The organism is Paractinoplanes globisporus DSM 43857 (assembly GCF_000379645.1).
Taxonomy (GTDB): Bacteria; Actinomycetota; Actinomycetes; order Mycobacteriales; family Micromonosporaceae; genus Actinoplanes; species Actinoplanes globisporus.
This window is the reverse complement of record NZ_KB903339.1, coordinates 233,533-258,547: the sequence shown is the minus strand read 5'-3', so window position 1 is coordinate 258,547 and position 25,015 is coordinate 233,533. Positions and strand designations below refer to the sequence as shown.

25 protein-coding genes and 1 pseudogene are annotated in these 25,015 nt (G+C 72.8%); 6 read left to right on the top strand and 20 right to left on the bottom strand.

Going from position 1 to position 25,015, the window contains the following annotated elements:
* Nucleotides 1-3: 3 nt before the first annotated feature.
* Genes A3CQ_RS56095 through A3CQ_RS0143185 form a run of 5 tightly spaced genes read right to left on the bottom strand, consistent with a single transcriptional unit; the run spans nt 4 to nt 4,300 of the window.
* On the bottom strand, nt 4-1,038 hold the full coding sequence (locus A3CQ_RS56095) for a lysylphosphatidylglycerol synthase transmembrane domain-containing protein (RefSeq protein WP_051115522.1): 1,035 nt from the start codon (nt 1,036-1,038) through the stop codon (nt 4-6).
* A 58-nt stretch (nt 1,039-1,096) separates the two neighbouring features.
* Entirely contained in the window at nt 1,097-1,864 is a 768-nt protein-coding gene (locus A3CQ_RS0143200) for a class I SAM-dependent methyltransferase (protein WP_020517202.1), read from the bottom strand.
* Nucleotides 1,861-2,925 carry a glycosyltransferase family 4 protein gene (locus A3CQ_RS0143195; RefSeq protein ID WP_020517201.1) on the bottom strand — a complete coding sequence of 355 codons (1,065 nt, stop codon included), beginning with the start codon at nt 2,923-2,925 and terminating at the stop codon, nt 1,861-1,863. Before A3CQ_RS0143195 ends, A3CQ_RS0143200 begins: the two co-directional genes overlap by 4 nt.
* Complete coding sequence (locus tag A3CQ_RS0143190) at nt 2,922-3,320, bottom strand: 6-pyruvoyl trahydropterin synthase family protein (RefSeq protein WP_020517200.1); 399 nt, start codon at nt 3,318-3,320, stop codon at nt 2,922-2,924. The genes A3CQ_RS0143195 and A3CQ_RS0143190 overlap by 4 nt, the downstream gene beginning before the upstream one ends.
* A 5-nt stretch (nt 3,321-3,325) precedes the next feature.
* Nucleotides 3,326-4,300, bottom strand: a complete 975-nt coding sequence (locus A3CQ_RS0143185) for a zinc-dependent alcohol dehydrogenase (protein WP_020517199.1) — start codon at nt 4,298-4,300, stop codon at nt 3,326-3,328.
* A 120-nt stretch (nt 4,301-4,420) separates the two neighbouring features.
* Between A3CQ_RS0143185 and A3CQ_RS0143180 the strand changes: the two genes are divergently transcribed.
* From A3CQ_RS0143180 to A3CQ_RS0143170, 3 genes are all read left to right on the top strand, one after another.
* Complete coding sequence (locus A3CQ_RS0143180) at nt 4,421-5,188, top strand: CDP-alcohol phosphatidyltransferase family protein (protein ID WP_020517198.1); 768 nt, start codon at nt 4,421-4,423, stop codon at nt 5,186-5,188.
* Between the two features lie 40 nt (nt 5,189-5,228).
* Nucleotides 5,229-8,057, top strand: coding sequence for a P-loop NTPase fold protein (locus A3CQ_RS0143175; protein ID WP_020517197.1), 2,829 nt, complete (start codon nt 5,229-5,231; stop codon nt 8,055-8,057).
* Nucleotides 8,058-8,230: 173 nt separating this feature from the next.
* Entirely contained in the window at nt 8,231-8,842 is a 612-nt protein-coding gene (locus A3CQ_RS0143170) for an HAAS signaling domain-containing protein (RefSeq protein WP_157297017.1), read from the top strand.
* Here the strand turns inward: A3CQ_RS0143170 and A3CQ_RS0143165 are convergent.
* Together A3CQ_RS0143165 and A3CQ_RS0143160 are read right to left on the bottom strand one after the other, a co-directional pair.
* Nucleotides 8,839-9,669 carry an alpha/beta fold hydrolase gene (locus A3CQ_RS0143165; protein ID WP_026206849.1) on the bottom strand — a complete coding sequence of 277 codons (831 nt, stop codon included), beginning with the start codon at nt 9,667-9,669 and terminating at the stop codon, nt 8,839-8,841. The genes A3CQ_RS0143170 and A3CQ_RS0143165 overlap by 4 nt on opposite strands.
* Nucleotides 9,670-9,703: 34 nt before the next feature.
* A complete protein-coding gene (locus A3CQ_RS0143160) occupies nt 9,704-10,471 on the bottom strand; it encodes an alpha/beta hydrolase (RefSeq protein WP_040434012.1) in 768 nt (255 codons plus the stop codon).
* 52 nt (nt 10,472-10,523) lie between these two features.
* On the opposite strand from A3CQ_RS0143160, the gene A3CQ_RS56090 reads away from it, so the two are divergent.
* Both A3CQ_RS56090 and A3CQ_RS0143150 read left to right on the top strand, forming a co-directional pair.
* A complete protein-coding gene (locus tag A3CQ_RS56090; protein WP_020517193.1) occupies nt 10,524-11,282 on the top strand; it encodes an alpha/beta hydrolase family protein in 759 nt (252 codons plus the stop codon).
* Between the two features lie 108 nt (nt 11,283-11,390).
* The gene (locus tag A3CQ_RS0143150) at nt 11,391-11,606 is read left to right on the top strand and encodes a hypothetical protein (protein WP_245577611.1); all 216 of its coding nucleotides are present in this window, start codon (nt 11,391-11,393) and stop codon (nt 11,604-11,606) included.
* Nucleotides 11,607-11,742: 136 nt separating this feature from the next.
* Here the strand turns inward: A3CQ_RS0143150 and A3CQ_RS0143145 are convergent, their stop codons facing one another.
* The gene (locus tag A3CQ_RS0143145; protein WP_245577610.1) at nt 11,743-12,540 is read right to left on the bottom strand and encodes an inositol monophosphatase family protein; all 798 of its coding nucleotides are present in this window, start codon (nt 12,538-12,540) and stop codon (nt 11,743-11,745) included.
* Between the two features lie 37 nt (nt 12,541-12,577).
* Here A3CQ_RS0143145 and A3CQ_RS64145 point away from each other — a divergent pair.
* A pseudogene (locus A3CQ_RS64145) lies at nt 12,578-12,904 on the top strand (hypothetical protein); the annotation flags it as partial.
* Between the two features lie 344 nt (nt 12,905-13,248).
* Here the strand turns inward: A3CQ_RS64145 and A3CQ_RS0143140 are convergent.
* The 12 genes from A3CQ_RS0143140 to A3CQ_RS0143085 are packed head-to-tail and all read right to left on the bottom strand — an operon-like array spanning nt 13,249 to nt 24,909.
* A complete protein-coding gene (locus tag A3CQ_RS0143140) occupies nt 13,249-14,079 on the bottom strand; it encodes an ABC transporter permease (RefSeq protein WP_026206847.1) in 831 nt (276 codons plus the stop codon).
* Entirely contained in the window at nt 14,079-14,927 is an 849-nt protein-coding gene (locus A3CQ_RS0143135; RefSeq protein ID WP_020517189.1) for an ABC transporter ATP-binding protein, read from the bottom strand. Before A3CQ_RS0143135 ends, A3CQ_RS0143140 begins: the two co-directional genes overlap by 1 nt.
* Nucleotides 14,924-15,382 carry a Clp protease N-terminal domain-containing protein gene (locus A3CQ_RS0143130; protein ID WP_020517188.1) on the bottom strand — a complete coding sequence of 153 codons (459 nt, stop codon included), beginning with the start codon at nt 15,380-15,382 and terminating at the stop codon, nt 14,924-14,926. The genes A3CQ_RS0143135 and A3CQ_RS0143130 overlap by 4 nt, the downstream gene beginning before the upstream one ends.
* The gene (locus A3CQ_RS0143125; RefSeq protein WP_051115521.1) at nt 15,379-15,615 is read right to left on the bottom strand and encodes a hypothetical protein; all 237 of its coding nucleotides are present in this window, start codon (nt 15,613-15,615) and stop codon (nt 15,379-15,381) included. The genes A3CQ_RS0143130 and A3CQ_RS0143125 overlap by 4 nt, the downstream gene beginning before the upstream one ends.
* Before the next feature lie 33 nt (nt 15,616-15,648).
* The gene (locus A3CQ_RS0143120; protein ID WP_157297015.1) at nt 15,649-16,095 is read right to left on the bottom strand and encodes a DUF1707 SHOCT-like domain-containing protein; all 447 of its coding nucleotides are present in this window, start codon (nt 16,093-16,095) and stop codon (nt 15,649-15,651) included.
* 53 nt (nt 16,096-16,148) lie between these two features.
* Complete coding sequence (locus A3CQ_RS0143115; protein ID WP_020517185.1) at nt 16,149-16,823, bottom strand: double zinc ribbon and FHA domain-containing protein; 675 nt, start codon at nt 16,821-16,823, stop codon at nt 16,149-16,151.
* A complete protein-coding gene (locus A3CQ_RS0143110) occupies nt 16,820-18,085 on the bottom strand; it encodes a vWA domain-containing protein (protein WP_020517184.1) in 1,266 nt (421 codons plus the stop codon). The genes A3CQ_RS0143115 and A3CQ_RS0143110 overlap by 4 nt, the downstream gene beginning before the upstream one ends.
* A gap of 2 nt (nt 18,086-18,087) precedes the next feature.
* Nucleotides 18,088-19,095, bottom strand: a complete 1,008-nt coding sequence (locus A3CQ_RS56085) for a PP2C family protein-serine/threonine phosphatase (RefSeq protein ID WP_020517183.1) — start codon at nt 19,093-19,095, stop codon at nt 18,088-18,090.
* Nucleotides 19,096-19,137: 42 nt separating this feature from the next.
* On the bottom strand, nt 19,138-21,354 hold the full coding sequence (locus A3CQ_RS0143100; protein WP_245577635.1) for a serine/threonine-protein kinase: 2,217 nt from the start codon (nt 21,352-21,354) through the stop codon (nt 19,138-19,140).
* Nucleotides 21,355-21,410: 56 nt separating this feature from the next.
* A complete protein-coding gene (locus A3CQ_RS0143095; protein WP_020517180.1) occupies nt 21,411-22,601 on the bottom strand; it encodes a hypothetical protein in 1,191 nt (396 codons plus the stop codon).
* Entirely contained in the window at nt 22,598-23,590 is a 993-nt protein-coding gene (locus tag A3CQ_RS0143090; protein ID WP_020517179.1) for a glutamate ABC transporter substrate-binding protein, read from the bottom strand. Before A3CQ_RS0143090 ends, A3CQ_RS0143095 begins: the two co-directional genes overlap by 4 nt.
* The gene (locus tag A3CQ_RS0143085) at nt 23,587-24,909 is read right to left on the bottom strand and encodes a GlnX family signal transduction membrane protein (RefSeq protein WP_245577609.1); all 1,323 of its coding nucleotides are present in this window, start codon (nt 24,907-24,909) and stop codon (nt 23,587-23,589) included. Before A3CQ_RS0143085 ends, A3CQ_RS0143090 begins: the two co-directional genes overlap by 4 nt.
* Nucleotides 24,910-25,015: the final 106 nt, after the last annotated feature.

The following is a 25,015-nucleotide window of genomic DNA, read 5'->3' as shown; positions in this document are numbered from 1 at the left end:
ACATTACGCGCCGGTGCGGGCGAGCTCACGCTGCGGCTGCGGCTGCGGCGTGACGTAGAGCGCCGGTGCGGGCGAGACCGGCGCGGCCACGCGTACGGAATGATCCACCGCAAGCGGGCGGACGGCCCGGACCACCACCACGAAGGCGCCCGGCAGGGCGGCGACGAAGGCGAAGACGCCGTAGACGACCGCGATGGTCAGGCCCTGGGTCGCGCTCAGACCGGCCGCGCCGAACGCCCACGCGGTCACCGCCTCGCGTGGGCCCCAGCCGCCGATGTTGATCGGCAGCGACATCGCCAGCAGCGCGAGCAGCATCAGCGGGGTGAGCCGCAACAGGGGCGCCGAGGAACCGGCGGCGCGGGCCGCGACCACGAACGTCGCCAGGTGTCCGGCCAGGACGATCGTCGAGGCCAGGGTGATGCCGGGCCAGTTGCGCCGGGACAGCAGGCCGGTGCGGATCTCGGTGATGCCGGTCCGCACGCCGGACGCGAGCCTCGAGCCGCCCTGCCGCAGGCTGCGGCAGGCGATCAGAACCAGCACGCCGGCCGCGGCGACGCTCGCGGTGACGACCGCGGCCACCGCTCCGTGCTTCTCCATCAGGGTCAAGACCGGCGACGGTACGGTGACCAGCACCGTCACGCCGACCCCGATGAGAACGATCTGACCGGCCGTGCGCTCGAGCACGACGGCCCGCACACTGCGCCCGACCTGGCCCTCGTCGCGCCCGTGCTTGACAGCCCGGTCGACGTCGCCGAGCACCCCGCCGGGCAGCGCCGCGTTGAGGAACAGCGCCTTGTAGTAGTCGGCGACCGCGCCCCGCAGCGTGAGCCGCAGGCCGAGACCGCGGGCGACCAGGCACCACCGCCACGCGCTGAAGACCGTCGTGACCACACCGATGGCGAACGCCACGGCCAGCGCCGGCACGTCGAGGACCCGCAGGCCGTCGAGGAAGGCGCCGGTGCCGAGCCGCCACAGCAGCACCGCGAGGATGCCGGCTCCACCCAGCAACCGCAGCCATGGCCAGATCGTTCGCGTCACGTCACCCTCCGATGATTGCCCGTCTTTCCCCTAGTACGCCGGGACAGGCACAAAGGGTTCAGCCGAAGATCGCCAAAAGATCAACATGTCCGATCGTGGCGGCCGGGATCTTTTCCAGGCGCGCTTGGAGATAGGCGCCGAAGTGCAGGTCGGGGCGTTGTTCGGCCGCCGCGGCGACCCATCCGCGGAGCCATTCGGCGGTCAGGCCGGCGTGCTCCGCGCCCAGCCGCCAGGGACTCGGACGGGTGATCACCGTGGCGCCGGCCTTCTCGAAGGCGTCCCGCGCGACCGCGGGCGCGTCGGGGCCCAGCAGCCGCCGGCCGTCGACGACCCGGCGCTGGTGGGCGTTGAAGGCCTCCTCGACGGCCGCGTCCTCGGGCAGCGGGGGATCGAGCGTGACGGTGCCCGCCACCGACAGGGTGAACAGGGCCGCGACGCGGGCCTTCGCGCAGACCTCGGCCAGCGCGGCGACTTCGCCCGCGGTGAGCAGGTCGAGCAGGGCCGAACAGGTGACCAGGTCGGTGCCGGCCAGGTCGGCCGCCGTGAGCTCGGTGACGTCGCCCTGGACGGTCTCGACGGTGACCGCCGGGAACGGCATGTTGGCGGCGGCGTGAGCGAGCAGGGCGGGGTCGCGGTCGGCCATGATCCAATGCTGCGGGCCGGTCAGGCGCGGGGCCAGCCACCGACCGAGCGAGCCGGTGCCGCAGCCGAGGTCGCGGATCGTGCGGATCGGGCCGGGGAGCAGGTCGGCCAGGTCGGCGCTGCGGGCGGCGGCGTCGGCCGGTTCGCGCAGGCCCAGCCAGGTGGCGCTGAATTCTCCGGTCATCTGTCGAGTACCTCGCTCAGTCGTCGGGCCGTTTCGTCCCAGGTTGGCAGGGTTTCCCGGCGTTGCCGTGCCGCCGCGCGGAGGCGGTGGCGCAGGTCAGGATCGGTCAGCCAGGCGCGCAGGGCCGCGGCGAGGGACGTGACGTCGCCGGGCGGGATCAGCAGGCCGGGGCGGGTGCCGTCGGGCGCCCGGCCGAGGGCCTCGGGCACGCCGCCGACCGCGGTCGCGAGCACGGGGATGCCGCGGGCCAGGGCCTCGGTGACCACCATCCCGTAGGTCTCGTTCCGGGAGGGAAGGACAAAAAGATCACATTTGCCGTACGCCGATTCCAGCGCCGTTCCGTGCAGTGCTCCCGTGAAGTGGATGTCGGGGCTCGTGTGCGGGATCTCCCTCGCGACCCGGCCGGCGAAGGTGCAGCTCCAGCTCAGGTCGGCGAGATGCTCCTCGAGCGCCTTGACCAGGAGATCCTGGCCCTTCCGGGGGGTCACGGCGGCGACGCAGAGCAATCTTTTACCGAATTTATCCGGATCTGTCGCCGCAGCCGGAGCTACGCCGGGTGGGATGACCTCGGGTTTGCTCGACAAATCGTGCATTTCGGAAAGGTGGCGGGCGGCGGCCTCGCTGGTGGCGATTACCGTCGCGGCCAGGCGGAGGGTGGTGCGCTCGCGTTTTCGCAGGTCGGCGGCCTGGGCTGGGGAGAGACCGGTCTCGTCGCTCAGGGGGAGATGAACCAGGACGAGCAGGCGGAGGCGCTTCTTGTGCGGGGCGAGGATCTCGGGCACGCCGCAGGCCACGAGGCCGTCGAGCAGCACATCGGATTTATCCGGAATGTCGGAGAGAGCCCGGGCGAGCGCCTCGCGGGCCGGCTCGGCGGGGGCGGGCCAGGCGCCGTCGACCGCGATCTCGTAGACCGGGCGAGTGGGGAAGGCATTCTTCGCGCTTTCCGGGCTCGCGGCGCCGGAGAGCAGGTTGAGGACGACGCGGTCGTAGCCGTTACCGCCGCTGGGGGCCGCCGGGTCGTCGATCGAACCCGGCAGCACCGCCCACAGCGGGGAGCTCACAGATCGCGCTCGTAGGAGGCCCACGCGATGTGCGACTCGTGCAGCGTGACCGCGATGCCGGTCAGGCCCGCGGCGCCCGCGCCCAGGTCGCCGGCGGCGGCCTTCGCGGCCAGACGGTCGGCGATGACCTTCGCGAGGAACTCGGTGGAGGTGTTCACGCCCTTGAAGACCTCCTCGTCGTCGAGGTTGCGGTAGCTCAGGCCGCCGCAGATCGCGTGCAGCTCCTGGCTCGCGAGGCCGATGTCGACCACGATGTTGTCGTCGTCGAGCTCGGGCCGCCGGAACGTGGCGTCGACGACGAAGGTGGCGCCGTGCAGCTTCTGCGCCGGGCCGAAGACCTCGCCGGAGAAGCTGTGCGCGATCATGATGTGATCGCGGACGGTGACGCTGAACAAGGTGCCTACTCCTCGGGGTAGTCGATCACGTGGCAGAGGGCGGGAAGGCTACCCTCCGCGATTCGCGGCATGACCGCGGGCAGCTCGTCGAACCGGGATCGGCCGGTCACGAGCGCCTCGAAGGCGGGGTTTCTCAGCAGGTCGAGGGCCAGGGCCAGGCGCTGCCCGTAATCGCGGCGCCGGCCGGGGACGATACCGCCGACCTGGCTCGATCGCACGGTGAGCCGGCGGGAGTGGAAGAACTCACCGAGCGGTACGGTCACCTGCTTGTCGCCGTACCAGCTCAGCTCCACGACCGTCGCCTCCGGCGCGAGCAGCTCGAGCGAGCGGGTCAGCCCGGCCGACGTGGCGCTGGCATGGACGACGATGTCGCAGTCGCCCTCCGCCTGATCGGGGAGCACAAAGTCGACACCGATCCGCTCGGCAAGTCGGCGGCGGTCCTCGTCGATGTCGACGAGTTGCACGCGTACGCCCGGAATTGTCGCGGCGATGGCCGCGACCGACGCACCCACCATGCCCCCACCGACCACCGCGATCTTGTCCCCGATCAGCGGGGCGGCGTCCCAGAGCGCGTTCACCGCGGTCTCCACCGTCCCGGCGAGCACCGCTCGATGCGCGGGCACGCCCTCGGGAATCACGGTGACCGCGCTCGCCGGGATCACGAACCGGGTCTGGTGCGGATAGAGCGAGAAGACGGTCCGGCCGACCAGCTCGGCGGGGCCCTGCTCGACGACCCCCACGTTGAGGTAGCCGTACTTCACCGGGGCCGGGAAGTCGCCCTCCTGGAAGGGCGCCCGCATGTGCGCCCACTGGCTCGGCGGCACCCGGCCGGCGAAGACCAGCGTCTCGGTGCCGCGGCTCACGCCGGTGTGCAGCGTGCGGACCAGGACCTCGTCGCGGGCCGGCGCGGGGACCCGTTCGTGGCGGATCTCTCCCCGTCCGGGGGAGGCGAGCCAGAACGCCCGTGAGTCACCCGACATGGGCTGTCTCCTCAACTGCTGAACCGATCGCCGCCGTAGCGCGTGTAAAGCGCTGACAGCAGCGCGTGCAAAGCGCTGACAGCGGCAACCCTACGCAGCCGATCTTGCACTGGAGGCACGGTGACACTCGCAGCGACCCCGGCGGCCACCTCCCGCGGACCCCTCGCCGGTCTGGCGGCCCAGCTGGTCCTGCTGGGCGCTCTGGCGGCGACGCTCGGGCTGACCCCGGCCGGCCTCGGCGCCGGTGTCGTGTACGGCCTGGTGCTCTGCGGTCTGCTCGGAGCCGGGCTGCAGCGGGCCCGGATGAGCGCCCTCGGCCCGGCGAACGCCGTGACACTCTCCCGCGCGATCCTCGTCGGCGGTGTCACAGCTCTCGTCGTGACCTCCTTCACTCACCCGGTGAGCACTCCCGCGCTCGTGGCGGTGGCCGGCGTGGCGCTCGCCCTCGACGGGGTGGACGGCCAGGTGGCCCGGCGCACCGGCAACACGACGGCGCTAGGTGCCCGCTTCGACATGGAGATCGACGCGTTCCTGATCCTGGTCCTGAGCGTGTACGCGGGCGACCGTTTCGGCTGGTGGACGGTGGCGCTGGGCGCGTACCGCTACCTGTTCGTGGCGGCCTCGTGGGCGCTGCCCTGGCTGAACGCCGCGCTGCCGCACCGGTTCTCCCGCAAGGTCGTCGCGGCGCTGCAGGGGATCGTCCTCGCGCTGGTGACCGCCCACCTCCTGCCGCAGCTGGCCTCGCAGGCCGCGCTGGTGATCGCCCTCGCCGCGCTGACCTGGTCGTTCGGGCGGGACACGCTCTGGCTGTACAAGGCCTCGCGGGTGCGGGCCGCGGCCCGGCTGCGCTGGTCGGCGGTACCGCCGCAGCCCGCTCTGGTCGGTTAGCCGACACTTCCGCGGCGGTGATCGCCACCACAATGGCGGGATGCCCGGGAACGACGTCCACGCGCTGACCGCGTTCTGGGGCCCGGAGGCGAGGGTGCGCGCCGGCCAAGTCGCCCGGCGGTGTCTCCAGTGGGGGCACATGAGCTTCCACGAGCTTGACGGGATGGGTCCGGCGCGGACCGTGGAGGACCACCTCGAGATCGTGTGGCGGCGATGGTCGCGACGGCACATCACGGCGTTCGACGACGACGTCCTCCTGCTCGGGCTGGCCCTGGACGAGGAGGTCGGCCAGCATCTGCTGCGGAAGGGGCTCGTCCACGAGCACGTGGCCCGGCGGCTCAAGTCGGGCGCCGACCCGGTCTGGGACCAGCTCAGCCGGGATGGGCGGGCGCTCGCGGAGAACCAGCCGCTGCTGGCGGCCGCGTACGGTGCGCCACCCTCGTGGACGGCGACACTGCCCGAGCCGGTGCGGCTGGCCGCTTTCGCGCCGGACGGCGGACGGGTTGCGGTGCTCGCCGGGTCCGATGTCTACGACGTGGCGCCGTCCTCACCGCCTCGGCACGTCGGCGTGCTTCCCGACGACGTGCGGTCGCTCGGCTGGGGGCGGGACGGGATCATCGCTCTGACGGCCGCCCTCGACGGCTTCCGGGTCGTGGACGTGGCGACCGGGGCGTCCCTCGGGGCGATAGGCCGGGCGACGGGCGGGGTGCTGGCCGGTGGACTGCCCGCGTGGGTGACCGGTCCGGACGGGCTGCGCCGCTGGTGGGGGCCCGCGGCGCCGGAAGATGTGCTCGCTGCGGACGGTGAGGTGCTGGCGGTCGACGACATCGGATCACACGGCCTGATCGGCTACGGCGACGGGGCGGTCGTCCTGAAGGCGGGGGACGAGCCGCCGCCGGGACCGGGGGACCGGCCGCATCGGCACCGGCCCGGTGCGCTGGTCGATCTGGAGGACGACGTCGGCGTCGCCTCGGTGACCAAGGACCGGCGGGTCATGGTGTGCGACCGGGGCGGGCGGCTGATCGCCGAGATCCTCACCGGATCGCGGCCAGTCGGCGCGCTCGCGTCCGGCGGGGGCGGGCGATGCCTGGCGATCGCGTTCGGCGAGGAACTCGCGGTGTGGCCGGTGTCGCCGGCGGTGACGCACGCGGTCGCCGGCTACCACCCGGACAATGCCGGGTTGGACCTGCTCGGAGCCGATCGGGACGCGGCTGCCCTCGCCGCCCTGATCGCCTCGAAGGACCTGCGGCCGCCGCTCGCGGTCGGAGTGTTCGGGGAGTGGGGGTCGGGCAAGACGTTCGTGCTGGACCGGATCGTGGAGCGGCTGCGGGAGTTGTCCTGGTCGCGGGACCGGGGATTCCTCGAGGACATCGTGGTGGTGCCGTTCAACGCGTGGCACTACGCCGAGACCAACCTGTGGGCGAGCCTGGTCGATCAGGTGCTGCAGGCGATCCGGCCCTCGGCCGGGCCTTCGCCCCGGCTCTCGCCGGCGGTCACGGAGGCGGAGAGGCTGGCGGCGGTCGCCTCGGACGAGGTCGCCTTCCTCGACGCGGAGCTGGCCACGGTGGAGGAGACCATCCGGCACTCGGCCGCCCGGCTCGTGCGATGGCGGCGGACGGCCTGGGTCACCGGCGGGCTGGTGCTCGTCTTCGCCGCGGCGGCCGTCGTCGCCGTCGCGGTGGGGCGGTCGGCGGCTGTCTTCGCGAGTCTGAGCGCGGTCACGGCGGTGGGCGGCTATCTCGCCGCGGCGGCGGGGCAGCTGATCAGCGCCCGTGGCCAGGCAAAGGAGATCGCGTCGGCGGGGCGGGAAGGGCTCGCGGCGGTCGGGCGGTTCTCGGGGCGGGCAGCCGCCGCGCGGCGGGCCGACCTGCTGGAACGGGTGCGGGTGGCGCGCGGGGAACAGGAGCGGCTTCGTGCGCTGGCCTCGGAGGTCCGGTCGGATCCGATGGTGGCGATGCTGGGGCTGCTGCCCTCGGTCACCGAGTACCGGGACCAGCTGAGCCTCGTCACCCGGACCCGGACGCTCTTCACCGAGATGGACGACGCGTTCCGTGGGCGCAAGCGGGTCGTGGTCGCGATCGACGATCTCGACCGGTGCCCGGCGGAGAAGGTGGTGCAGGTGCTCGAGGCCGTGCACCTGCTCTTCAACTTCGAGATGTTCGTGGTGGTGCTGGCGGTCGACACGCGGTGGCTGGAGGAGTCCCTGCGGATCCGGTACCACCAGCTGCTGGGCGGGGACGGGGACGCCACGCCGGCCGACTACCTCGAGAAGATCATTCAGATCCCGATGCGGCTGCCGCCCCTGGACGCCGGGCTGGTGCGGGCTCTGATGACCGGTCTCACCGGCGTGGCCGCCGCGTCGCCGGTCCTTCCGCAGGCGGCGCCGGCTGCCTTACGACCGGCTCCGCCGGAGCCCGAGGCGTCGGCGATGTCGTTCGCGGTGGGCACCGAGCCGCGGGAGCAGCCACGGGACCGGCCGGGCAAGCTGCTGGCGACCACGCCCGAGGAGGCGGCGGCGATGGCGGCGGTCGCGCCGCTGGTGGGCTCGACGCCGCGGACGGTGAAGCGGTTCGTCAACACGTACCGGCTGATCAAGGCCCGGGCGAAGGAGCCGGGCGACTTCGACGACCGGCGCGATGGGATCGGTGATCACGAGGTTGTCGCGTTCCTGCTCGCGGTCGTGACCGGGCAGCGGGAGTACGCGGGGGAGTTGCTGGCCGCGCTGGCCCGGGCCGAGGGCGGCACGCTGCGGGACGCGGTCTCTTCCCCGCCGGTCGTGGCCTGGCTGTTCACGCGGGAGACGTACGCGTCGGCGCCTGCGCATCGGTTCGCCTCCTGGGCTACCGAGGTGGCGCGCTTCTCGTTCTAGTACGGCGCTCCTGGCTTGCGGCTTCTCGGCCGACGCCCTGGCTTGCGGCTTCTCGGCCGGCGCTCTGACTTTCGGCTTCTTGGCCGGGGCTCTGCCTTTCGGCCGATGTGCGGCGGGGTTTTCGGTCCGCGGAGGGATGTGGGGTGGGTCGGCGTGCGCCGATGCTGGTGCGCATGACCGCACCCCTCGCCCACACCGATGTGATCGTTCTCGACTATCTCGCGGCGCTGTGGGCGCAGAGCGAGGACCTGTCGCCGCAGATGCGCGACGACCTGATGACCACGGTGGCCGACTACATCTCGGCCCGCCGGATGGCCGCGGCGCCGCTCGAGGACGCGGCGGCGATCGTGCAGCGGTTAGGCCCGCCGGAGGCGCTGGTCTCGGCGGCGCGGCGGGGGCAGGTCCCGCCGCACATCCGGCTGCCGGCGCTGATCCCGCCCCCGGCCCCGGTGGTGCCCCGGCCCGCCGTCGCCCAGGCCGGCGGGATCGCCGAGTACGCGGCGGTGGGCATGCTGACCGCGGGATCGTTCCTGTTGCCGGTGATCAGCCCGGTCGGTGGGATGCTGCTGGCCAGCGCGTCGCCGCACTTCACGGGCGCGGAGAAGGCGATCGGGTGGACGCTGACGGCCGGATCGGTGGCGGCCGCGGCGGTGCTGACGCTGTTCTTCGCGGCGCTGCCGGTCCACTCGGGTGCGGCGCTGTTCGTGATCTACCTGGCGATGTGCACGGGGTCGTTCGCGGCCGGGATGACGCTGCTCAGCGCTCTGCGGCGACGCTCGGTCTAGTGTGCTTTCCGCAATGCCGCCTGCCCGATGATCTCGGTGATCACCTGGGACCAGACCGCGGCCGGCGGGAACTCGTGGCCGACGCCCTCCAGCCACACCAGACGGCTGCCGGGGATCGCCTCCTGCAGGGCGTGCGCGTCGGCCGCCGGGAAGAACGGGTCGACCGTGCCGTGCAGGATCAGCGTGGGCGCCGTGATCGTGCCGAGCTTGTCGCGGAAGGGCGGGCCGCTCGCGCAGCACCAGTGGTTGGTCTGGGTGGCTGCCATGTCGGCGGTGCGGTCGTACACGCGCTCGGCGAGCCGGCGCAGGTGGGGCTCGTCGGCGGTGAAGAGGCCGCCGAGCTCCTGGACACCGGCGACGATCTTCGTAACGGCGGCGCGGCGGTCGGCCCACACCGGGTCGGGATCTCGCGGGGAGGCCTCGTCCGACTTGTCGGGACCGACCGCCGTGGACATCAGGGTCAGCGAGAGGACCCGGTGCGGGCGCTCGACCGTGATCTTCTGCGCCAGCGCGCCGCCCATCGACAGCCCGACCAGGTGGGCCCGGTGGACGTTGACCACGTCGAGCACGCCGAGCGCGTCGTGCGCCAGATCCACGCCGGAGTAGGGCGGCTTCCCGGCCGGGAACGACGTCGACCGGCCGGTGTCGCGATGGTCGTACCGGATCACGTGGCGGCCGGCCGCGGCCAGGCGCCGGCAGAACTCGTCCTCCCACCAGTCCATGGAGCTGGCGCCGCCCGCGATCAGCAGCAGGGCGGGGTCGCCCGGCTCGCCGAACGTCTCGACGCAGAGCTCGATCCCGTTGACCGGCAGGGTCTCGGCAACCATCCGGCCATTGTCCAGCATGCAGTTGACGGGCGGGTTACAACGCACCGGCGATGAAGTCGAATGCGCCGGGGATGCAGCGCGACCAGTAGCCGAAATTGTGCCGGCCGTCGGCGAAGCTCCCCGCTCGCGGCGGCTCGGGGAGGTGGCTGCGCAGTGTGCGGACGTTCTCGTAGAGGCTGTCCTGCTTGCCGCACCACAGCCCGACCGGGGTGCCGCGTAGCAGCCGGGCCGCGCCGGTCACGTCGTCGTCCGGGCGTACGGCGGGGGAGAAGGCGGCGACGGCCTTGACGAAGCCCGGAAAGGCCTCGGCCAGCAGGAGAGCGCCGTAGCCGCCCATCGACCAGCCCCAGGCCGCGAGCCGCCGGTAGTCGTAGCCGCGCTGCCGGCACCAGAGCGGGACCTCCTCGTGGACCAGGCGTTGCGGGTCGTCGCCGCCGCTGGGCTGCCAGGCGAGCCGTCCGCCGTCCGCGCCGGCCAGCACGAACGGCGGCAGGCCCCGGCGGACCGCGTCGGTGAGGAAGCGGCCGAGGCCGAGCGCGGCGTAGTCGTCCGGGGTCTTCGAGCCGCCGTGCAGCACGAGGCAGACGGGAAGGCCGCTGCCGTCGCCGAATCCGGCCGGCACCGCGGTGTAGAAGCCGACGGTCCGGCCGCGGGCCGCCGACCAGCGGTGCTCGAGCCGTTCCTCGCCCGGCGGGGCGGCAGGGATGACCGGGACGGAGTCGGCCTTTCGGGTGCGATATCCGGCCACTCCGACATACGCGGCGAGCGCCGCGGCGCCGGCCAGCAAGATTCGTCGTCTCATCGCCCCCACAACGGTGATATGTCCGGTGGCGTGACGTTTTTAGGCTTCCGGCATGCGCAGAGTCGGTGCCGTGGTCATGCTTCTGGCGCTGCTCTCCGCGTGTGGCGCTCCGGCCCGTACGGCATCGTCGGTTTCCCGGGCAGCGTCGCCTCGCGTCCGCGTCCTTCATTTCGCGCGCGGCGCCGACCGGCCGCTGGAGACGACGGTGTGGTCGCCGGCGGACGGCGGGCGGCACCCGGTCGTGCTGTTCAGCCACGGCCTCGGCGGGCTTCCGTCCCAGTTCGCGCCGATCGCCGCCACATGGGTCGCGGCCGGGTTCGTGGTGGTCGCGCCCGCCTACCCGCACACCAACGGCAAAACCAAGGTCAATTCCGCGGACGTACGCCGTCAGCCCGCCGATGCGGAGTTCGTGCTGCGCTCGCTACGGGGCGATCCGAGCGTGGATCTCGGCCACGTCGCGGCGATCGGCTTCTCGGCCGGCGGCACCACCACGCTCGGCCTCCTGCACCCCGGCCATTGGTCGGGCCTGGTCGCCGCGGTCTCGATCGCCGGCCGCCGCCCGTCGTCCGCGTTCGGCGGCAAGCCCGTTCCGGTCCTGTTCGTGCACGGCGACCAGGACCCGACCGTGCCCCTGGCGGCGGGTCGGGCGGCGTACAAGGCGCTGCCCTGGCCCAAGACCTTCGTCACCGTCCCCGGCGGCCACCATGGCGACTACCTCAATCCCGGCAATCCGGAGTATCCCCGCATCTCGCAGACCATCCGAGCCTTCCTCCTGAGAACTTTTACCCAGAGTGGTGCGGGCGGCCACTAATCTCGGCCGTTCGGCCAAGTCAGTACTGACAGTAATGTTGCCTAGTCTGCTCCGGTGCACCTCACTCACGTAGCAATGGCCGCAGCAGTAACGGTAAGTGTCGCCGGTGTGTCTTACGCAGCGTTAAACCCGGCGAGTCTGGAGGAGCACGCCCGCTCGGTGGCCGCCCAGGCAACCTGCCGCACCGTCGATTCCGCGATCGTCGCCTACGCCGGCCTGCACGACGAGGCCCCGACGTCGATCACCGACCTGGCAACCTTCGTCGACGGCGACATCACCGCCTACCGCATCGTCGACGGCGTGGCCGCCGGCCCCGGCTGCTGATCCGCGCCCTGGTCCCTGCGTCGGCACGGTCGAGGGCGTGGCGGCCGGCCCTGGCTGCTGATCCGCGCCCTGATCCCTGCGCGGCACGGTCGGCGGCGTGGCCGCCCCGCCGCCGTCTCTGCTCCCGTTGGTGGGGTCAGGTGGCGTTCGCGTGGGTGGCGTCGGCGAGCGTCTCGAGCGCTGCCTCCCGCAGAGCCGAGCTCCGGGCATACAGCGACGCACCCGGCCCCGGCCGCGTCCGCCCCGACAGCCCGCTGAACGACCCGCCGGCCTCGGTCACGATCAGCGAGGTCGCCGCGAAGTCCCAGATCTGCCCGCCCGTCTGTATCGCGAGATCGATCTCCCCGCGAGCCACCAGAAGCCCCGGGTGGATGCTCCACGGCAGCGCCGCCGTGATCGCCTTGAGCGGCGCGACCAGTTGGGGCCGCCACTCCTCGGGCACCACGCAGAGCCGGCTTCCCTCGATCGTGTCCGGCCCGCCGGCGTCCACCCGGATCGGCGTGGCGGCCACCGCCCGCCCGCCGACGATCCGCCCCTCGAAGGCCCCGCCGCCCCGGGTGGCCCACCAGATGCTCCCCTGAGCCGGATGAGCCGCCACCCCCGCGACCGTCTCCCCGTCCTCCTCGAGCCCGAGCAGAACCAGCCACCGATCGTCCCCCTCAACGAACAGCCGAGTCCCGTCGATCGGGTCGATGATCCACCGACGCCCGTTGCCCGCCGTCTCCCCCTGCTCTTCCCCCAACACGGAGTCCTCGGGCCGCGCAGCCCCCAGCACCTCCCGAACGGCAGTCTCCACGGCCCGGTCGGCTGCGGTAACCACGGACCCGTCCGCCTTGAGCTCCCGCGACAGTTCGGCAAGCGCCCCGAAGTGCCGCAACGCCACCGCCGCCCCCGTGATCACCGCACGCTGCGCCAGCTGAAGGTCAGTCTCCACCAGCCCATCCTGCACGCCCGCGTCCGCTTTCCCCCGCATGTCACCCTCCGCGATCGCCTCGTGTCTCCACCCCACCCCGCCCACAAAGCCACCCGGTTTCCAGGACAAAAACACCCCGCGAACCCGCCACGCCGCCAGGCGTGCGACACAACCTGACTTGCCGGCGTCGATCGCGCGGCACGCCCGACTCGCCGGCGCCGGAGTGCGCGGCACGGCCGGTTCTGCGGCGCCGGAGCGCACGACATCGGTTCCGGCCGGCTGTGTGGCCTCGAGTGCCGCGCCGTGTCGGGCCAGGCCGGCGCTGAGTCGCGCCAGGCTGAGTCGCGCCAGGCTGAGTCGCGCCAGGCTGAGTCGCGCCAGGCTGAGTCGCGCCAGGCCGCGTCGCGTCAGACCAGGCCGGGTCGGGCCAGGCCGCGACGGGTCGCGCCGGGCCACACCGGGCTGCGTCGGGCCGCGACGGGCTGTGACGCGTCGGGTCGGGCTGCGCCGACTGGGCCGCGTCGGGTCGTGCCAGGTCAGGCCAGGCCGCGTCGGGACGCGCCGCCTCGGGCCAGGCCACGTCGGTCTGGGCCGGGCTGGGTCGCGCTGGGCCAGGTCGCGCTGGGCCACGGCCGCGCTGGGCCAGGTCGCGCTGGGCCAGGTCGCGCTGGGCCAGGCCGCGCTGGGCCGGGCCGCGCTGGGACGCGGGCTAGCTTCGCGGGCGCCGGGTCAGCCGGTTCGCTGCATGGCGCGCTCCTTCCGGGACGCGAGCGCGGAGCCTGCCTCGCGCCGGGCCATCCGGCGCAGGACGATCGGGGCGACCAGCAGGCCGGCCACCGCCCACGCGCTGAGCACGGCGATCGTCTCGAGGTGACGCCACGACTGTCCGATCTCCACGGCGGCGGCCGCGGGCGGCAGCATGGCCGCGCGCGTTCCGAGGCCCATCCAGTAGACCGGGAACGCCTGGGCCACCCCCTGGAGCCAGCCGGGCAGGGCGGTGATCGGGTAGAACACGCCGGAGATCGCGATCACCGCGAGGATCGGGAGAGTCAGCAGGCCCTGCCCGCGGGCGCTGGTGATCACCGAGCCGAGCACGGCGCCGGCCGGCAGGGTGGCCAGCAGGCCCAGCGCGAGCAGGCCGGCCAGGGCCGCCCACCCGGCCGCGCTGGTGCCGACGCCGCCGATCAGGAGGAGCGCCGGCACCAGGAAGATCGCCAGGTCGAGGATCAGGCCGCCCGAGATGGTGATCAGCTTGCCGGTCAGGTAGCCCGTCACGCCGTGCGGTGTCGCCCGCGCCCGGAGCAGGGTGCCGTCCTCGCGGTCGGCGGTGAGGTGCTGGCTCATGCTGACCATGGCCATGGCCGCGTTCATGCCGAGGATGCTCGGCACCAGCAGCGGCCCGAGTGTGAAGCCGCCGAAGCTCCGGTCACGCAGGAACCACAGCGTCGCCAGCATCAGCACCGGCCAGAGGAAGTGGTTGACCAGGTCGCCGCCGTTGGTGACCGACTGCCGCAGCTCGATCAGGCCCCGCGACCGCCCGGCCCGCAATGCTCGTCTCATCAGCTCGCCTCCGCCGATCTCACCAGCGCGTGATACGTGTTTTCCAGCGACGAGCGGTGGACCTCGAGGTCGCGTATCTCGTCGCCGTGCTCGCGATACAGGTCGTGCACGAAGCGGGCCGGATGGCCGGTGGGCCGGGCGAAGCGTTCACCGCCCAGCGACCACCGCACCTCGTCGTCGCCCGCGACGAGCTGGGCGAGCGAAACGGGTGTGCCGTCGCCGACGATCCGGCCGCCGTCGAGGATGAGGATGCGCCCGGCGAGCCGCTCGGCCTCGTCGAGATCGTGCGTGGTCAGCAGGACCGTGCAGCCGCTGGTCGCGACGAACTCGCGCACGAGGTCGTGGAAGTCGCGCCGCGCCGACGGATCGAACCCGGCCGTCGGCTCGTCCAGGAAGAGCAGGCCGGGCCGCCCGACGATGCCGATCGCCACGTCGAGCCGGCGACGCTGGCCGCCGGAGAGCGTGCGGACCTTCTGATCGGCCTGCGGGGTGAGCCCGACCGCGGCGATCAGGTCGTCGGGGTCCCAGGGGTCGGGGTAATAGGCGGCGAGCTGGGCCAGCAGCTCCCGCACCCGCCATTTGCCGTGGTCGCGCCAGGACTGCAGGACGACGCCGACCCGGGCCCGCCACTGCTCGCCGGCCCGCCCGGGATCCTCCCCGAGCACCGAGACCCGCCCCGCCGACCGGGCGCGGAAGCCCTCGAGGATCTCGATCGTGGTGGTCTTCCCGGCGCCGTTGGGCCCGAGAAGCGCCACCACCTCGCCGGGCTCCACCTGGAAGGTCACGTCGTGCAGGACGTCCCTCTCGCCGTACCGCATCCGGAGGCCGGCCACGGCGATGGCGCTCATGCCCGCACCTCGGTGAGTGCCCGCTCGCAGAGGTCGGCGCGGTCGATGCCCGCCAGGGCGAGAGCGCGCGGCACCGTGCCGAGCTCGGCCTGAAGGACGCCGAGCAGCACGTGCCCGGGTCGCATGTCGCGTTTGCGCTCCACCAGCTGGAAACTGCGCTCGAGCGCGGCCCGGACCGACGCGCCGACCGGTGGGCTCTTCTCGGGGTCGGGCGTGGCGTCGGGCATGCCGCCGGCGAGCCGCACGCCGGCCGCGGCGAGGCTCCGGCTGAACTCCTGGTCGAGGGCTCGCCTGACCGCGGCCTGGTCGAGCCCGGCCGACTGAAGGGCGAGGGAGCCCTCGCCGGCGATGGCCAGCAGAATATGGTGGGCCTCGACGGCGGCCGAACCGTCCGATTTCGCCTCGGCGGCCGCCGTCTCCAGGACGCGAGCGAGGTACTGATCGAAGGTGCTCATCCGTTACGCCTCCGCAGCGAGACGCCGGCGGCGATGAGCCGCTTGGCGTGTTTCTTGTAAACGGCCTGGCGGGTGACGCCCAGCGCCTCGGCCACCTGTGGCCAGCTCCAGTCGCCGCGCATGGCCTCCTCGACGGCGGCGTCCTCGAGCCGGTCGGCGAGGCGCCGCAGCGCGCCCACGGCCGCCAGCTGGTCGGCCACCGCGCTTTCGGGGGAGATTTCCACATCGGGCATGTAAGCAACCCTAGTTGCTTACGCCGCGGTTAGTCAACCTGAGTTGCTTGTTCCGTGCCAGGCGAGGAAGGCCGCCACCAGCGCCGCCACCGACAGCGCCATCCCGATGATCCCGAAGACGCGTCCGACCAGGGCCGTCGTGACTCCGCGGCCGGCGTTGCGGCTCGCGACCACCGCGAGAAGCCCGAGGACGAGCCCGATCCCGCACACCGCCATCGGCACCGACGCGATCCCGAGAATGAGAGCGATCCGCCCGGCGCCGGGCGTCGGCTCGGCGGTGGGCCGGGCAACCGAGCTCCACGCGTACGCGGGCGGCAGGTCGGACACCTGCAGGAGAAGCTGCGACGCATGCGTGGCTACACCGACCGCGGCGACCCGGGCGTCGTAGTCGCCGACCGGCAGCAACCCCGCCTCGAAGGCATTGCCGAGCAGCCCCAGCACCTGGGTTCGCTCGGCGGCCCCGACCCGGCGGTCCCTCACGAAAGGGGAAGGTATCCCGCCGGGCCGCGGCCGCGGGCCGGTTCAGGCAGATGTCACGCGGCCGGGGCGTGCAGCGTGATCGTGGTCCAGGCGCCGACGTGGACCTGGTCGCTGTCCTTGAGCGAGCGGGTCTGCCCGGCGGTCAGCGGCTGCTGCTCGTCGTTGACGTACGTCCCGTTCGTCGAGCCCAGGTCGGAAACGAGCCACGCCCCGTCCACGGTCAGCGTCAGCAGCGCGTGGCTGTGCGACACCCCGGGGTCGGAGTCGGCGAGGTCGATCTCGGGACTCGTGCCCTTCGACGCGCTCCGCCGCCCGATGCGCACCTGCGGCGCGGGCAGGTCGACGAGCAGCGACGGGGCGTCGGCTGGGAACTCGACCCCGGTTATCCCGTTGTCCTCGAAGTACTTGCGGTCGGCCGCGATCGTCGCCGTCCACTGCCCGATCGCCGGCGTCGTCACCGGGGCCGGCGGCGCGAGCACGGGCACCTTGCCGGTGCTGTGGTCGTACCCGCAGTCCTCGCAGAACCTGCTTCCGCCCGCCCGCGGCGCCCCGCAGTTGGGGCAGGGCGGCGCGGCGGCGGCAGCGGGAGTGACGGCCGGCGCCACCGTGGGCGAGGCCGTCGGCGGCGGTACCGGAATCGTGCCGGTCCCGCCGATCTTGGCGCCGCACTCGTCGCAGAAGTCGTCCGTGCTGGACGTGTGCCCCTTGGGGCAGGCGTAGGTGGTCACCGCTGCCGCCCGACCCGCACGGTCTTGGTGGAGCGGGTGTCAAGGGCCATCTCGTCGGCCGCCTCCACCTTGCGCCGCAGCCGTACCGTGCCGGTCGCCGCGTCCTCGATGTCGACGACCGTGGCCAGCAGCTCCTCGGTGGCGGTGTTCCCGCTGGCATGCGCGAGCTGCGCCGCCCGCCCGAACTTGATCGTCGCCGTACGGTCGTCGCCGGCCTTGCGAGCCTCGATGCCGGCCTGGATCGCCTCGGCCAGCTCGGCCTGCCCGGTGTAGTGCGCGACCTGCCGGTTGATCCGCGTGGACAGCGCGGAGTCCTCGGTCCACACGGCCCGCACCAGCGCCTGCGCGTGCACCTGGTCGCCCTCGACGATCGAGACCCGGGCCGCGAGCATCTCGTCGCCGGCCGCACCGGGCGCCACGTCGACGCAGACGTGGTAGTCGCGGCTCTCCGCGCCCCACGAGCCGAGCGGGTACCGGGAGGCGCGCGGCCCGTCCGCGACCCGCTTGCCGGTCAGGTCCATCACCTCGGGCTCGACCTGCTTGACGAAGCGGACCGTGGCGTTGACCGGCGTCCACACCTTGAGCTGTACGTCGGCGCTGGTCTTGCCCATGGCCTTGACCATCATCTGCTCGAAGGACGCGGTCAGGCCGGACGGCTGGGCCACGATGTCGACCGTGCCCAGCATCGCCTCGGCGATCTTGCGCAGCTCGGAGACCTTCCAGTTCACGCCGACGCCGCGGCAGTCGCAGGCGAACCGCCCGGCGATCGAGTCGAGGACGGTTTCCAGGTAGCCCGCGCGCTCGCCGTTGTCGCCGTCAGTGAGCAGGATGGCGTGCGCGATGTCGCCCGGCCGCTGCGAGAACAGCTGGGCGGCGAGCAACAGCCACGCGCCCATCGCGGTGCCGCCGCTGGCCTGCAGCCGGTCGATCGCGCGGATCGCGTCGGCCCGCGACTGCGGCGAGGAGACGGCGAGCTGGCCGGGCGCCGGGAACAGCTGCTGGGCGGTGCTGACCCCGGCGATGATCGCGAAGTTGACGCCGTCGTCGATGCACTCGACCGCGGCCTTGGCGGCCTGCCGGGCGGCGTTGATCCGTCCCTCGGCCTGCATCGACCCGGACGCGTCGACGATGATGATCTCGGTGGCCCCGGCGGTGCGCCGGCCGCCCTCGGCCCCGGACGAGGTGACCGTGATGATCGCGTTGACCTCGGTCGCGCCCAGGGCGAGGAACTCGTTCTGGAAGGCCTCAGCGGTGTACGGCATTCCTACTCCTTGACGACGTTTTCGGCGGCGGTGTCAGGGGAAGCGACGGTTGAGGGGGAGGGGGCAGCGGCGGTCTCTTCCAGAACGGGGGAGGAGACGGGAATCAGGGCCACGGTGATGTTGTCGGCGCCCCCCGCCGCGTTCGCGAACTCCGCGAGACTGCGGGCGGCATCGACCAGGGTGTCTCCCGCGTGCAAGTGCGCGCGGATCGTCGAGCCGAACGCGGCCGGATCGGTCAGGTAGTTCCACAGGCCGTCGCTGCACAGCACCAGGTGACCGGCCCCGACGACGGTGAACGCCCCGGTCCGCGGCTGCACCGGCGCCGCGTCCGCGCCCAGCCACGCCGTGATCGCGTGCGCCTTGGGATCACGCATCGCGGCCTCCGGGTCGGCGCCCATCGCGATCGCGTGCGTGGCCCAGGAGTCGTCCTCGGTCAGCTGCTCGGCCGGCCCGTCCGGCGGCAGCCAGTAGGCCCGGCTGTCGCCCACCCAGCCGATGTTGATCTCGGCGCCGCGCACCGCGGCGGCCACGATCGTGCAGGCCGGGTTCGACGCCGTGCGGCGCGGGTCGCCGCCGGTCACCAGCGCGGCCACCGCCTCCTTCGCGCCGCTGATCGCCGCGGACACGTCAGGCGAGGAGGCGAGCAGCTCACCGGCCCGGTTGGCGGCGGTCTCCGAGGCCACGTCCGGGTCGAACGAGGCGGAAACCCCGTCGCAGACCACAACATCGACTTCGCCGTCCCGTACGGCCAGCCACATCGCGTCCTCGTTGCGGTGGTGCCGCCGTCCCCGGTCGGTCACCGCCGCCGCGATGTCGCCGCAGTCGGCCTCGATGTGGTCGCGCGGCCGCCCGGCCAGCATCCCGCAGTTCTGGCAGTAGCCGTCCTCGCCCACGCCCCCCGGTATGCCGCAGTTCGGGCACGGCGCGCCCAGCGCCCGCCCGCACGCCTCGCAGAAGGCGGCGCCGGCGGCGCGCTCGTCGGCGCACGAGGCGCAGTCGGTCATGGTCATCGTGCCTCGTTCCTCAAGTGCGGGTCCTCGAGCCGGAAGCCCTCATGTGCGGGTCCTCGGGCGGGAAGCGTTGGCGAGATCCACCAGGCGGATCTTCTCGGGGCCGTGCGCGGCCTGGGCCATCTCGCGGTAGGCATCCTCCAGCGCGAACCTGATCTCCCGCTCGTGCACCTCGCCGCTACGGGCCGGCCCGAGCACGGACGCGGGGAGCGCCCGCCCGCCGCCGACTGTCCGCAGCGCCTGTTCCAGCAGCTCGGCCCGCAGCGCGGCGAGCTGGGCGGCCTCGATCTCGAGCCGCTCGATCAGCGCGGCCGCCGCCGACAGGGTGGTGACGTCGGCGGCCGAGGCCGGGTGCGCCCGCACGAGCGCCCGCACGGCGCCGACCTGCGAGCTGCGGTACGCCGACGACGTGCCCGGCACCCGGTTGTACGCCTCGACGGCCCCGTTCCGGTCGCCCGCCCCGAGCCGGCAGCGCGCGAGCCCGGCCGCCGCGGTCGTGTACGCCGGATCGGTGCGGCTCACCACGTCGTAGTAGCCGGCCGCGCCCGGATCCCCGGCCAGCTCGAGCGCGAGGCCGAGGGCCAGCTGCGGCGCCAGCTCACCCGGAAGGGCCGAGTACACGGCATCGAACTGCTGCCGCGCGTACTCGAACTGCTCCGTGGCCAGCGCGAGCAGGCCGTCGTACCAGGCCACCCGCCAGTCCGCCCCGTCGGTGGCCAGCAGCCGGTCCCGCTCGTCCCGTGCGCCCTGGAAGTCGCCACCCAGATCGATGTGCGCCCGCAGCGTCCGCAGCCGCACCTCGACCGTGTTCTCCGGCGCGTTCGCCAGCAGCGTGAGCACCTCGGACGGCTCGGTGACGGTGACCGAGGCGAGGAACGCGGCCGCCGGGTCGGTCAGGTCGATCAGCGGGCTGGGCAGGTCCTGCCAGCGCGGCCGGTCGGATTTCAGGTCGGTGCGCAGCTCGCCGGTGAACAGCCGGGACGGCGCCGGGCGGGGCTCGCCGCCGGCCGCGAGCACCTGCCGCAGCACGCCGAGCATCTGGTCGCTCATCTCGCCGGCGTCGACGAACCGCTCGGCCGGGACGGTGCGGGTGGCGCGCACCAGCAGCCGGTAGAACGACTCGAACCGCGTGTAGACCGCGAACTCGCCGCGATCGGGCAGGCTGTCCTTGAAGGTGCTCTGGTAACCCCGGAAATCGGTGGTGAGCACCGCGAGCGTACGACCGATGGTGTAAAGATCCGAGGCGATGGACGGCCCCTCGGTCGCCATCTCGGGCGCCTGGTAACCGACCGTTCCGTAGATCGCGGCGTCCAGGTCGTCGATGTGCACGACGCCGCCGAGGTCGATCAGCTTCATCTGGTCGCCCGACTGGATCACGTTGTCCGGCTTGAAATCACAGAAGATCAGGCTGCGGTCGTGCAGGTAGGCGAACGCCGGCATGATCTCCAGGACGAACGCGAGCGCCTGGTCGACCGGGATCGGGTCGGCGTTGCCCCCGTTCGCGGCGCGCCGCTTCTTGAGCATGTCCTTGAGCGACTGCCCGCCGATGTACTCCATGACGATGTAGCCGGCGCCGTCGTGCTCGACGAAGTTGTAGATCTTGACGATGTTCGGGTGCTCGACCTCGGCCAGGAACCGCCGCTCGGCCACCGCCGCCGCCAGCGCGTCCTCGTCGCCGGAGTTGAGCAGGCCCTTGAGCACCACCCAGCGGTCCGAGACGTTCTTGTCGATGGCCAGGTAGATCCAGCCGAGACCGCCGTGCGCGAGCGCCCCGACCACCTCGTACTGCCCGCCGACCAGCTCGCCCTTGCCCAGTTTCGGGGTGAAGTTGAACCCTTCGCCGCACGACGGGCAGAAACCGGAGGTGCGTCCCGTGCGGTCGCCGCGCGCCCGGCCGACCGGGTTTCCGCACTTCGCGCAGTACCGCTTCTCCTCGGGCACCTCGGCCGTGGCCATGACCGCGGTGGCCGGGTCGGCCTGCACGATCGGCGCGACCTCGACCAATCCGCCGCCGAAGCGGCGTCGTCGCGATCCGGTGCGGGAACTGCCACTTCTTCCACTTGATCCGGTACGCGTGGAGAGCGCGCCCGTGCGGGACGAGGGCGAGGTGGCGGACGAGCCGTCGCCTCCCCGTGGGCGCGGCGTGGTTCCGGCGCTCGCCCAGGCCGGCCCGGCCGCCCCGCTCGTGGCGCCGGCGCGGCTCGCCGTACCCGCGGAGTTTGTCCCGGTTGTTGTCGTTGCGCCGCCCGCCGGAGCCATCCCGCAGGTGTCGCAGTAGCCGTCCTCGATCGTCCCTGGGCAGTTACGTTCGCACTTCATCGTCCGTTCCTCGCGATCGTGGCGGTGAGCGCATCCTGGTAGGCGTTGACGGCCGCGCGGGCCGCGTCGAGGTCGCACGGCGCCGTGTACAGCTCCGTGCGCGCGGTGTCGGCAAGGGGGGTGAGCTCGGTGTCCTCGCCCAGCCCGAGGCGCAGCGCCTTGGCCCGGTAGGCGTCCAGCCGCCCGCGCAGCTCGTTGCGGGCCGCCAGCATCCCGCCGTTACGCGTGGCGGCCTCGCGCAGCGCGCCGATCCGCTCGCGGGCATGCCTGGTCCAGCCGGCCAGGCGCGGGCTGATCAGCGCCCACTGCCCGGCGGCGGCGAGCGCGTCGACGGCGGCGAGGTCGGGGCGCAGGTCGGAGCCGCGTACCACGATGAGGTCCTGCTCGCGGAAGCGCTCGGCGGCGGACTCCCAGGCGGCCTCGGCGGCATGTTGGGCCTCGGCGAGCTCGTTGAGCAGGGCGTGGGCGTCGGCAAGACGCTGGGTCAGAGCTTCCTTCAGCTCGGCGACCGACGTGCGCTCCGCGTCCGCCCGGGCCACCAGATCCCGTACGGTGTTCAGCTCGCGCTCGTCGACGCCGAGCGGATCGGTGGCGAGCGTCCGGGTGAAGGTGCCGAGCCGCCGGTCGGCCTCGTCGATCGTGGTCTGGTTGCCGCCGTGCAGCCGGATCAGCACCCGCACGTTGTCGACCGCCCCGGTCGCGTCGGCGGCGGCCGGGAGCAGCCGCTGCCACACCTCGCCGGCCTGCGTCGCGACCGACGCCGCGGTCTGGAAGGCGGCCTCCATGGCGGACAGCAGCTCGGCCGGGGTGCAGGTGGTGTGCACCTGCCCGGCGCCGAGCAGCCCGCGCTGGGCCAGCGGCACGGTCGTGGTGGACAGCGTGATCGACTTGCCGAGCACCCGGTAGACGAACGCGGTCCGGTCGGTGTCGTTGAGCTTGCGCTGGTCACGCAGCGCGCGGGCCTCGGCGATCACGTCGGTCAGCATGCGGTAGCCGTCCCACAGCTGGGTCAGCGCGTCGGTGGCGTCCGCCCAGGCCGCGGCCGTCCTGCCGGTCAGCTTGGTCTTGTCCAGGTCCTTGCGGGCCGGGTTGTCGTCGAGGTCGACAAGGTTGGCCGCGATGGCGGTCATCGCGGTCTCGAGGCGGAGCAGCTCGGCGTCGGCCGGAGCGATCGACGGCGCGGTCATCGGTACTGGGCCACGGGCGGGGCCGGCGCGGTGCCGAAATCGCCCAGCCACCTGTTGTACGTCGCGGTCCACGTCCCGTTCGCCCGGTTCTTCGCGAGCACGGCGTTGACGAACTGGGTGAACTCGGGGTGGTCCTTCGACATCGCCATGCCGTAAGGCTCCTGCGTGAACTTCGGCCCGACCACCTTCGCGTACGGATCCTGGGCGGCCATGCCCGCGAGGATCGTGTCGTCGGTGGAGATCGCCTCGACCTCGTTCTGCTGGAACGCCACCAGGCAGTCGCCGAACGTCGCCTTCGCCACCGGGATGGGTTTCGAGGCGATCTTGCCGATGTTGCCGAGGGAGGTCGAGCCGGAGGCCGCGCACACCTTCTTGCCGCCAAGGTCCTCGATGCGCTTGGCCGGGGAGTCGCTGGACACCAGGACCCGCTGCCCCGCCTCGTAGTAGATGCTGGAGAAGTTGACGTCCTTCCAGCGCGCGCAGTTCGCCGTCATTGTGTCCGCGACGATGTCCACGCTGCCGTCCGCCGCGGAACTGACCCTCTTGTCGTACGGGATGACCTTGATCTGGATCTTGTCGGGGTTCCCGAAGATCGCCTCGGCTATCTGCCGGCCCATGTCGACGTCGAAGCCCTCGACCTTGCCGGTGAACGGGTTGCGCGAGCTGAACAGCAGCGTGTCCTGGCTGGTGCCGAGGACGAGCCGCCCGTTCTTCTGGATCTCGGCCATGTAGCTGCCGGCCGGCATGTGGCCCGGCTGGGGGAGCGCGCCGGTGGGCTTCAGGCTGGCGCGCGGGTTGCAGGAGGTGTCCGGCGCGGCCTGCGCGGGCGCGGTGGTCGCCGGAGCGGCCTGGCCCAGGGTCGACGACGGCAGTGGCGAGTCGTCGCCGCTGCATCCGGCCACGGCGGCCAGGATCGCGGTGGTGGCCACCACAACAAGCCCGATTCGCGTACGCGTCGTGGCGCGCTTGCCGTCCGCGCGGCGCGTCATCGGTACTCCTCCAGCCGCATCCGGATTCCCATGAACGCCAGCACGCAGATCGCCAGCGCGGCCAACGGCCCGAAGACGGTCAGCAGCCACAGGCCGCGTTCCGCCGCGCCGATCTCCCGGTTGAAGTCGCCCTTGTGCTCGTCCAGCACCGTGCCGAGGCTGGTGGTGAACGACTCGAACGTCCGCGTGGTCTCCGGCCCGATGGCGAGCTTGACCGCGCCGTCGTAGTCGCCGTTCCCGTCGAGCGTGGTCACCTTCTGGTGGGTGGCGAGGTAGGCCTGGTGCTTGTCGCGGATGTCGGTCGAGAAATACTCGCCGGCGAGCGCCCGGTTCAGGTCCGCGGACGCCTGCGTGAAGTCGGTGGCGTACCCCGTGCCGCTGCCGTGCGCGGCCAGGGTGAGCGCCTCGTCGCCGCGTTCCCGCAGCGCCAGAATGCGCGCCTCGGCGAGCTTCGCGACCGGCGTCGATCCGTCGTCGTCGGCCCGGCCGAGGTGGGCGTGCTGGCCGGCCAGCACGATGGCGATGCCGAGCGCGAGCACGACGGTCAGCGCGGTGGCCCCGAGCAGCGGCACGTTGAAGGTGCGGTGCGTGGTGCGGCTCAGGTACCGCTGGGCCTGCACCAGCCCCGCGACCAGGGCGAGGATCAGCAGCGCGAGCAGGGCGACCCAGGCCGTGCTCGCGGCGCTGGAGTACCCGTCGTCGACCTCCAGCTGGGCCAGGCGGAACAGGTTCTGAGCCTGGGGGAGCAGAGTCTGCCGGTTGAGCTCGGACGCGCTGGACAAATAGGAGGAACCCACCGGAAGGCCCTGCCGGTTGTCGGCCCGGGCGGTCGCGACCAAGGCGGCGTACTGGGCGACGCCCGACGAGAGCGTGCGCACCGAGGCGGCGGCCTCGCTGTCGGCCGGGGTCAGCCGGGCCGCCGCGCTGATCGCCGTGGTGGCCCGCTCGAGGTCGCCGTTGTAGCGCTCGGTCAGCGTCGCCGGCTCCAGCCCACCGGCCAGGAACGCCTGCGCGGCCGTGGTGTCGGCGTCGGCGAGCGCCGAGTAGATCGTTTCCGCCTCGGCGAGCAGGGGCTGCGCCCGGTTGCCCAGGTCGCTGGTGCCGGACGCGGTGGACACGCCGCTGATGCCCGCGAGCAGCCCGGTGAGCACGCCGAGGACGAGCAGCGCGCCGAGGATCAGCTGAAGCCGCCCCGGAGAGGTGTGCCGAAGGCCGCCAAGCCGCCGGGAAAGGCCGCGTTTCCGCGTGGCGGGCGCCTCACCGGCTGGTCCCGCCGCGTGCTCGCCCGGAGCGGGCCGGGCCACCAAGGCTGTGCTCAAGCTTCCTCCACCGGGCTGTGCCACCGCCCGTCCCACTGTGCGGCATACGCGCAAGTGATCATTCAACCCCGCTCCGTCCCGGCCGCGCCGACCGCCCCACGGCAGG